The organism is Rhizobacter sp. P1_G5, from assembly GCF_056405435.1.
On the sequence record NZ_JBFUCB010000192.1, the window covers coordinates 1 to 9,625 of the forward strand.

A 9,625-nucleotide genomic window follows, 5' to 3' on the forward strand; every position below is an offset into this window, starting at 1 on the left:
CCTGGTGACGTACCCATTGACGACCACGATGCTCGGTGTCCCGGGGGCGAAGACCGTGCGCGGCTACTCGTTCTTCGGCGACTCGTTCGTCTACGTCCTCTTCGACGACAGGACCGACGCGTACTGGGCACGCTCACGGGTGGTGGAGTACCTCAACCAGGTCCAGGGCAAGCTGCCACCCGGTGCGACCGCGGCCCTCGGGCCCGACGCCACCGGCGTGGGCTGGATCTACGAGTACGCGCTCGTCGACCGGACGGGAAGGAACGACCTCGGGCAGCTGCGCGCGCTGAACGACTGGTTCCTGAAGTTCGAGTTGAAGACGGTCCCCGACGTGGCCGAGGTGGCGAGCCTCGGCGGCATGGTCAGGCAGTACCAGGTGGTGCTGGATCCGGATCGAATGCGGGGATTCGGTGTCACCCAGGCGATGGTGACGGACGCCCTGAAGAACGCCAATCAGGCGTCGGGCGGCTCGGTCGTCGAGATGGCCGAGGCCGAATACATGGTGCGCTCGCGCGGCTTCCTGAGGTCCCTCGACGACTTCCGTGCCATTCCATTGGCGGTGTCGACTGCAACGCCTGTCCTCCTGCGCGACGTGGCGACCGTCCAGGTCGGGCCGGAGATGCGCCGCGGCATCGCCGAACTCGACGGCGAAGGTGAAGTGGCGGGTGGCGTCATCGTGATGCGTTCCGGCAAGAACGCGCGCACGACCATCGAGGCGGTGAAGGCCAGGCTCGCTGCGCTCAAGCCGAGCCTGCCTGCCGGCGTGGAAGTGGTCGAGACCTATGATCGCTCCCAGCTCATCGACGGGGCTGTCGAGAACCTGGGTTCCAAGCTCGTCGAAGAGTTCATCGTCGTGGCCGTCGTGTGCGCCATCTTCCTGTTCCATCTGCGTTCGGCCCTGGTGGCCGTGGTCGCGCTTCCCGTCGGCATCCTCGCGGCCTTCGTCACGATGCACTGGCAGGGCGTCAGCGCGAACATCCTGTCGCTGGGCGGCATTGCCGTCGCCATCGGCGCGATGACGGACGCTTCGGTGGTGATGGTCGAGAACATGGCCAAGCACATCGAGGCGTTCGAAGCGCGGCACGGCCGGGCGTCGACGGTGACCGAGCGATGGGCGCTCGTGGTCGACTCGTGCGTGGAAGTGGGGCCGGCGCTCTTCTTCTCGCTGCTGGTCATCGCGCTCTCGTTCGTCCCGGTGTTCGCACTCGAGGCGCAAGAGGGGCGCCTGTTCTCGCCGCTGGCGTTCACGAAGACCTGCGCCATGGCTGCGGCCGCGGGTCTCTCCGTCACGCTCGTGCCGGTCCTGATGGGCTACCTGGTTCGCGGCCGCATTCCGGACGAGGCCGCCAACCCCGTGAACCGCTTGCTCATCGCCCTCTATCGGCCGGTGCTCGACACCGTGCTGCGCTTCCCGAAGGCGACGCTGCTGGTCGCTGCGGGCCTGCTCGCCTTGACCGCGGTGCCGGTGCTGCGGCTGGGAGGCGAGTTCATGCCCGCGCTCGACGAAGGCGACCTGCTGTACATGCCGTCGGCGCTGCCCGGACTGTCCGTGTCGAAGGCGGTGCAACTGCTCCAGCAGACCGACCGGCTCATCAAGACGGTGCCCGAGGTCGAGCGCGTGTTCGGAAAGGCGGGGCGCGCGGACACGGCGACGGATCCGGCACCGCTGGAGATGTTCGAGACCACCATCCGCTTCAAGCCGCGCGATCAATGGCGAGCGGGCATGACACCGGACAAGCTGGTGGAGGAACTCGACCGCGTGGTCAAGGTGCCCGGCCTCTCGAACATCTGGGTTCCCCCGATCCGCAACCGCATCGACATGCTGGCGACCGGCATCAAGAGTCCCGTGGGCATCAAGGTCGCCGGCGCGGACCTGGCCGTCATCGACGGCCTGGCGACGCAGATCGAGGCGGCCGTGAAGGGCGTGCCCGGCGTGTCGTCGGCGTTGGCGGAGCGCTTGACCGGAGGCAGGTACATCGACGTGGAGGTGGACCGCCTGGCCGCGGCGCGCCACGGCCTGTCGGTGGCCGACGTGCAGGCGGTGGTGTCGACGGCCATCGGCGGAGAGAACGTCGGCGAGGTTGTCCAGGGGCGTGAGAGGTATCCCGTGAACGTGCGCTATCCGCGCGAGCTTCGCGACTCGTTGGAGCGCTTGCGGGCGTTGCCGTTCGTGACCGGGAAGGGCGCCACCGTGCTGCTGCAGGACGTGGCACGCGTCGCCATCGAAGAAGGGCCTCCCATGCTGCGCAGCGAGAACGCCCGGCTCTCGGGCTGGGTCTACGTCGACGTGCGGGGCCGGGACCTGCGCTCGGTCGTGAACGACATGCAGGCTGCGGTGGCCCGGAAGGTGGCGATGCCGGCCGGCTACGCCGTGTCATGGTCCGGACAGTTCGAGTACCTGGAGCGCGCAACGCAACGGCTGAAGATCGTCGTGCCGATCACGATCGCAGTCATCTTCGTGTTGCTGTACCTGTTGTTCCGCTCGTTCGCGGATGCGGCGCTCGTGATGGCGGCGGTGCCGTTCTCGCTGGTGGGAGGCTTCTGGCTCATCTGGGCGCTGGGCCATTCCGTCTCCGTGGCCACGGCAGTGGGGTTCATCGCGTTGGCCGGCGTCGCAGCGGAGTTCGGCGTCGTGATGCTCATCTACCTGAAGAACGCGCATGCGCGGCGTATCGCTGCCGGCGAACCGGACAACGAAGCAACGCTGCTGGCGGCCGTCCGCGAGGGCGCGGTGCTGCGTGTACGGCCGAAGGCAATGACCGTCGCCGTTGTCATGGCGGGCCTGTTGCCCATCCTGTCCGGCAGCGGTACCGGCTCCGAGGTCATGACCCGAATCGCCGCGCCGATGGTGGGCGGCATGGTGACCGCGCCGCTGCTCAGCATGCTCGTGATTCCGGCGGCCTGGTACCTGCTGCGCCGGCGGCGGTCTGCTCCTCACGCGAACGGCGGCATCCGGTCGAGCAGCTTGTCGAGCGTGATCGGGTAGTCGCGCACGCGCACGCCGGTGGCGTTGCAGATCGCATTCGCGATCGCCGCGCCGACACCGCACAGGCCGAGTTCCCCGACCCCCTTGGCCTTCATCGGTGACGAGATCGGGTCGGTCTCGTCCAGGAAGATCACGTCCTGGTGCGGAATGTCGGCGTGCACCGGCACCTCGTAGCCGGCCAGGTCGTGGTTGACGAAGAAGCCGCGGCGCTTGTCCACCGCGAGCTCCTCCATCAGCGCCGCACCCACGCCCATCGTCATCGCGCCGATGACCTGGCTGCGCGCCGAGATCGGGTTCAGGATGCGCCCGGCCGCGCACACCGCAAGCATCCGCCGCACCCGGGTCTCGGCCGTCGCCGCGTCGACGGCCACGTCGATGAAGTGCGCCGCGAACGTCGACTGCTGGTACTTCTTGTCCAGGTCGCCGTACTCGATGGCATCTTCGGCCGCGAGCCCCTGGGGCCCCGCCGCCTCGCCCAGCGGCACGCTGCGCCCCGCCGTGCGCACGGTCCCGTCGACGAACACCGCATCGGCGGCCGGCATGCCGAGCTTCTTCGCCACCGCCTCGCGCAGCTTCACGCAGGCCGCATACACACCGGCGGTCGAGTTGTTGCCACCCCACTGGCCACCGGAGCCGGCCGACACCGGGTGCAGCGAATCCCCGAGGCGCACCTGCACGCTGGCCAGCGGTACGCCCATCATCTCCGCCGCCGTCTGCGCAATGATGGTGTACGAGCCGGTGCCGATGTCGGTCATGTCGGTCTCCACCGTCACGATGCCGCGGTGGTCGATCCGCACCCGGGCGCCGGATTTCGTCAGCAGGTTGTTCCGAAAGCCGGCCGCCATGCCCATGCCCATCAGCCAGCGGCCCTCGCGCCGCTGCGCGGGCTGCGCGCTGCGGCGTTCCCAGCCGAAGCGCTCGGCCCCCAGGCGCAGGCACTGCACCAGGTTCCGCTGCGAATACGGGCGAGCGGGCTTCTCCGGATCCACCTGCGTGTCGTTGACGATGCGCAACGCCACCGGGTCCATGCCGAGCTTCTCGGCCATCTCGTCGATGGCGATCTCCAGGGCCATCAGGCCGGGCGCCTCGCCCGGGGCACGCATCGCATTGCCTTCCGGCAGGTCGAGCACGGCCAGGCGCGTGGTGGTCAGGCGATTGGCCCCGGCATACAGCAGGCGCGTCTGGTTGACGGCCGTCTCCGCCTGGCCGCCGGGGAGGTCGCCCGACCAGCCCTCGTGCGCGATGGCGGTGATCCTGCCGTCGGGCAGCGCGCCGATGCGGATGCGCTGGATGGTGGCGGGCCGGTGCGTGGTGTTGTTGATCATCAGCGGCCGCTGCAGTGCGACCTTCACCGGCCGGCGCACCGCGCGCGCGCCGAGCGCGGCCAGCACCGCGTCGGCGCGCACGAAGAGCTTTCCGCCGAAGCCGCCGCCGATGAACGGCGACACCAGGCGCACGTTGTCCTTGGGGATCCCGAGCGTCTTCGCGAGATCGCCGACGCTCCAGGCAATCATCTGGTTCGAGGTCCAGACGGTGAGCTTGTCGCCGCGCCACAGGGCGGTGGACGCATGCGGTTCCATCATCGCGTGCGATTGGTCGGGTGTGGTGTACGTGGCGTCGAGCTGCGCCGGCGCGGCGGCATAGGCGCCATCGAAGTCGCCGACCTTGGATTGCGCAGGCCCACCGAACGCCGTCGGCTTCGGCATCGGTGCCCCGGCCTTCTCCGCGGACAGGTCGTACTTGCCTGCCGCCGGCGTGTAGCGGATGCGCACCCGCTGCGCGGCGGCACGCGCCTGCTCGAAGGTTGTCGCCACCACCAGCGCGACCGCCTGGTGGTAGTGGTCGATGTCCGGCCCGCCCAGCAACTTGGCGGTGTTGAACGAGCCCTTGCCGAGCTTGCCGGCGTTGCGCGCCGTGACGATCGCCAGCACACCGGGTGCCGCGCGCGCGGCGCGCAGGTCCATCGACGCGATCCGTCCCTTGGCGATGCCGGCACCGACGACGCAGCCGTACACCGCATCGGGTGCCGCGTCGTGGCGTTCATAGGCATAGGGGGCGGTACCGGTCGTCTTCAACGGGCCGTCGATGCGTGGCGTCGGCTGTCCGACGACCTTGAGCTGGTCGATCGGGTTGGTGGTCGCGGGGGTGTCGAATTTCATGAGCCTTCCCTTGTGTCAGGAGGTTCTGGCCTGGGCCAGCACCGCGGCGAGCGTGCGCTCTGCCAGCACCACCTTGAATGCGTTGTCGTGCGTCGGCCTGGCGTCGGCCAGCAGCCGTGCGGTGGCGGCCTTTGCGCCCTGCGGCAGGGCGGCGTCGGCCGCGGCATCGCGCCAGGGCTTGTGGGCGACGCCGCCGAGCGCGACGCGCCCGGCGCCGWCGCGCTGGATCACCGCGGCCACCGAGACCAGCGCGAAGGCGTAGGACGCCCGATCGCGCACCTTGCGGTACAGGTGCGTGCCGCCGAGCGGCGGGGGCAGCGTCACCGCGGTGATCAGTTCGTTGCGCTCCAGCGTGGTGTCGATGTGCGGCGTGTTGCCCGGCAGGCGGTGGAAATCGGCGATCGGAATCACCCGGGTGCGCCCGTCGGGCCGCACCGTTTCGATGCCGGCGTCCAGCAACCGCATCGCCACCGCCATGTCGCTCGGGTGGGTGGCGATGCAGGCCTCGCTGCCGCCGACCACCGCGAGCGATCTGCTGAAGCCGCCGATCGCGCTGCAACCGCTGCCCGGCTGSCGCTTGTTGCAGGSCTGGTCGGTGTCGTAGAAGTAMGGGCARCGSGTGCGCTGCAGCAGGTTGCCGGCGGTGGTSGCSYKGTTGCGSAGCTGGCCCGAGGCACCCGACAGCAAGGCSCGYGACAGCACGCCGTAGTCGCGSCGCACGCGYTCGTCKGWGGCSAGCGCSGTGTTGCGMACCAKCGCGCCSAYRCGCAGGCCGCCSTCGGKSGTYGSCTCRATCTTGTCCAGSSCCAGGCCGTTCACGTCGACCAGGTGCRCMGGCGMYTCGATCTGCARYTTCATCARRTCSAGCAGGTTGGTGCCGCCGGCAATGAACTTCGCGCCGGGGTGGCGTTCGACGGCGGCCGCCGCCTCGGCCGGCGCGGTGGCGCGCTCATAGGTGAAGGGGTTCATGTGCGCACCCCCGCGACCTCGGAGATCGCCTCGACGATGTTGGAGTACGCGCCGCACCGGCAAATATTGCCGCTCATCCGTTCGCGCAACTCCTCGGCCGACAACAGCGGCCGCTCGGACAGGCTGGCACTCACGTGGCTCGGCACGCCGCGGCGCAGCTCGTCGAGTGCGCCGACCGCCGAGCAGATCTGTCCGGGCGTGCAGTAGCCGCATTGGTAGCCGTCGTGCTTGATGAAGGCGGCCTGCAGCGGATGCAGCTGGGTGGGCGTGCCCAGCCCCTCGATCGTGGTGACCTTGGCGCCCTGGTGCATCACCGCCAGCGTCAGGCACGAGTTGATGCGCTCGCCGTCGACCAGCACGGTGCAGGCGCCGCACTGGCCGTGATCGCATCCCTTCTTGGTGCCGGTCAGGTGCAGATGCTCGCGCAGCGTGTCGAGCAGGCTGGTGCGGTTGTCGAGCGCCAGCGTGTGTGGCGTGCCGTTGACCTCGAGCGTGACGCTCGAACTCGGCACCGAGGTGGCGGGGTTCGCCTGCGGCGCGGGTGCATCGGCGGCTGGCGCGCCGTGGACCGGCGCGCTGACCGCGGCCGCCGACGCGGCGCCCACGATCAGCACGTCGCGGCGTGAAATTGCGATCTCGTCAGAACTGCCCATCTCGTGGCCTCCTGCTGCGGTGGGTGGGGGTCGTTCGGAGATGCGGGCAAGCGGGATGCCCGGTGCGAGATCCAGACTTTGATGCACCGTGCTCCCGATCCGGACTACAAAGCCTGGCGGCGGTCGTCGCCGCGCCACCTTCGGGAGAGCCTCATGAAGCATCGATTCGCGCGGCTGCTGGGCGCTGTCGCCACCGGCGCATGCCTGTCCAGTGCGGCCTTGTCATCTCACGCCCTGGAGTACAGCGTCACCGACCTCGGCACGCTGGGTGGCATGTGGCAGCACTCGTATGCCACCGGCATCAACAACAGCGGCCAGGTGGTCGGCTACGGCTACGACCTCGGGCAGCTGTACGCCGGCAATTCCGTCTACGGCAACTACCAGGCCTTCGTGACGGGCGTGAACGGCACGGGCCTGGCGGCGATCCCGACCTTGGCCAGCGGCAACTGGAGCAAGGCGACCGGCATCAGCGACAACGGCTGGGTGGTGGGCACTTCGGCCACAGCACCCGGCAACGAAGATGAGAACCCTGCCGTGGGCAGCCCTCGCGCCTTCGTCTATCGGGCCGACGGCAGCATCGCGCCGCAGGCGCTCGCGACGCCCGGAACGCACAGCTTCGGCAACGGCATCAACAACAGCGGGCAAGTGACCGGCTCGTACGCCACGGCGGCGGGCACGCAGCGTGCCTTCGTGACGCAGGCGGGCGGCGCGGCCGTCGTGGAGCTCGGCACGCTGGGCGGCGCCAATTCCATCGGCACCGGCATCAACCAGTCCGCCAAGGTGGCCGGTGTCTCCACGGTGGCGGGCGGCCGCGAGGATTCGTTCAATTTCGGGACCACCCGCGGCTTCATGACGAACACCCAGGATGGCGCTCCCTACGGCGTGATGGCACCGATCACGATCGCCGGTTCGGATCCGACGAGCCCGTACCACACGTCGAAGGCCGCCGGCATCAACGACAACGGCCAGACCGTGGGCACGACCGAGGCCGACTACTACACCGACGCATCGGCCTTCGTCGCCGGGCCGGATGGCATCGGCCGCAGGCTGAACATCCATGACATGGGCGAGTTCGAGATGGGCGGCGCCTGGCAGCTGACCAGCCGCGGGCTGTSGATCAACAACTCGGGACAGGTGGGCGGCAGCTACTTCTGGACCGTCAACATGATGGACCACGCCTTCATCACCGGCGCCAACGGCTACGGATTGGTGGACGTGAACACGCTGTCGTTCAACAATCTGGCGGCCGGGGTGCGCGATTGGTTGTTCGTCAACGTGACCGGCATCAACGACCTCGGGCAGTTCGTGGCCAACGGCGACAACGGGCGCGCCTACCTGATCTCGCCCGTGCCGGAGCCGGCCAYCGTGCTGCTGATGTTGTGCGGGTTGGGTGTCGTGGCCTGGCGTCGGATACTGAAAGAGCACGCCTGAACATCGACCTACCTGCTCGCGGCAACCACCTTGCCGTCGACAGTTCGAAGCCTGCCGATCATGGGACAAACACATGAGAACCACCGCATTCGCCGCCTGGATCGCACTGATGGGAGCCGCCTGTACGACGCAGGTCCCGACGTCGAGCGAACCGCTCGCCGCGGTGGGCGGGTCAACGCGTGCGACCCTGGCGCCCGTGAAGCCCGTGACCGAGGTGCTGTGGGGTACGCCGGTGACGGACAACTATCGCTACATGGAATCCATGGATCCATTGACCGTGGAATGGATCCGATCGCAAGGGACGCATGCGCACGCCGTCCTGTCGGCCATTCCGCAGCGTGCCGCGCTCGAAGCAAGGATCGCGGCTTTCACGGCCAGCTTCGGGCTGACGAAGGGCTACGTTGCTCGCGGCGGACGAGCCTTCAACGAGGAACGTGCGCCGGGGTCCGATGTCTTCGATCTCGTCGTGAACGACGACGCCGGCAAGCGCAAGATCATTGATCTCGAAGCACTGCGCGCATCCACGGGTGGCGCGCCCTACGCGATTGACTATTTCGTCGTCTCTCCAGATGGCTCGCGCGTGGCCGCCGGACTGTCACAGGGCGGATCCGAGGCGTCATCGATCTTCGTCCACGACACCGCGACCGGGAAGCTGGTGGCAGGTCCGCTCGATCGCGCAGACCCGGGCTTCGCCGCCTGGAGCTCCGATTCCCAACGCCTCTATGTGACTCGGCTGAAGCAACCAGCCGTCGGCGAAGACGCGTCTGAAAAATACCGCAACACCACGGTTGACGCGTGGAGCATGAAATCCGAGCCGATCAGGATTCTGGGCTCGACCGCAGGTCGCGGGCCTTCACTCTCTGCTGACGAAACCCCCGTGCTCGACATCTGGCCGACGTCGTCCCTGGCGATAGCGTCTTCGCTGAACGGCACGCAGAGCGAACTGGCATTGTGGACAGCGCCCGCATCGAGGTTGAACGACGAGAAGCTCGCGTGGGAGCCGCTGGCTGCGCGCACGGACGACATCACGGCGGTGAAGGCGGCCGGCGACACGCTGTATCTGCTGTCGCACAAGAATGCGCCGACGTTCCAGGTGCTGGGTGTCAAGGCGGGCCAGCCGCTGTCGGCGGCCAAGGTGCTGGTGCCTGCGCAGGAGAACCGTGTCATCGAATCAATCCATGTGGCATCGGATGCCCTGTATGTGCTGGCGCGCCATCGCGCCTATTCCGTGCTGTTGCGCCTCCCGCATGCCTCGGGGGGAATCGAGGAGGTCGCGCTCCCCTTCAAGGGATTGGTTCTCGAGGCGTTTGCCGATGCGCGCCAGATGGGAGTAACGCTCAATGTGCAGAGCTTTGTCGTCCCGCCATCGACCCTCTCATACGATCCGACGAGAAAATCCTTTGCCGATCTGAAGCTCGGTGTGACAC

6 protein-coding genes are annotated in these 9,625 nt (G+C 68.3%); 3 read left to right on the forward strand and 3 right to left on the reverse strand.

The window, feature by feature from the left end; all coding sequences use genetic code 11:
• Nucleotides 1-2,986, forward strand: a 2,986-nt coding sequence (locus AC1D12_RS15090; RefSeq protein WP_477841250.1) for an efflux RND transporter permease subunit, incomplete at its 5' end; no start/stop codon positions are given.
• Here the strand turns inward: AC1D12_RS15090 and paoC are convergent.
• The 3 genes from paoC to paoA are packed head-to-tail and all read right to left on the reverse strand — an operon-like array spanning nucleotide 2,935 to nucleotide 6,767.
• The gene (gene paoC / locus AC1D12_RS15095; RefSeq protein ID WP_477827276.1) at nucleotides 2,935-5,145 is read right to left on the reverse strand and encodes an aldehyde oxidoreductase molybdenum-binding subunit PaoC; all 2,211 of its coding nucleotides are present in this window, start codon (nucleotides 5,143-5,145) and stop codon (nucleotides 2,935-2,937) included. The genes AC1D12_RS15090 and paoC overlap by 52 nt on opposite strands.
• 15 nt (nucleotides 5,146-5,160) lie before the next feature.
• Nucleotides 5,161-6,114: an FAD binding domain-containing protein gene (locus AC1D12_RS15100; protein ID WP_477841252.1), complete on the reverse strand. Its 954-nt coding sequence runs from the start codon at nucleotides 6,112-6,114 to the stop codon at nucleotides 5,161-5,163.
• A complete protein-coding gene (gene paoA, locus AC1D12_RS15105) occupies nucleotides 6,111-6,767 on the reverse strand; it encodes an aldehyde dehydrogenase iron-sulfur subunit PaoA (protein WP_465112011.1) in 657 nt (218 codons plus the stop codon). Before paoA ends, AC1D12_RS15100 begins: the two co-directional genes overlap by 4 nt.
• Nucleotides 6,768-6,920: 153 nt before the next feature.
• Here paoA and AC1D12_RS15110 point away from each other — a divergent pair, with 153 nt between their 5' ends.
• Both AC1D12_RS15110 and AC1D12_RS15115 read left to right on the forward strand, forming a co-directional pair.
• Entirely contained in the window at nucleotides 6,921-8,198 is a 1,278-nt protein-coding gene (locus tag AC1D12_RS15110) for a hypothetical protein (RefSeq protein ID WP_477841254.1), read from the forward strand.
• A gap of 73 nt (nucleotides 8,199-8,271) precedes the next feature.
• Nucleotides 8,272-9,625: prolyl oligopeptidase family protein (locus tag AC1D12_RS15115; protein ID WP_477841256.1), on the forward strand; the 1,354-nt coding region annotated here is incomplete at its 3' end.

Excerpts from the sequence above, each read along its gene's own strand:
- paoA (WP_465112011.1), bottom strand. The coding sequence starts at position 6,767 with ATGGGCAGTTCTGACGAGATCGCAATTTCACGCCGCGACGTGCTGATC.
- paoC (WP_477827276.1), bottom strand. The coding sequence starts at position 5,145 with ATGAAATTCGACACCCCCGCGACCACCAACCCGATCGACCAGCTCAAG.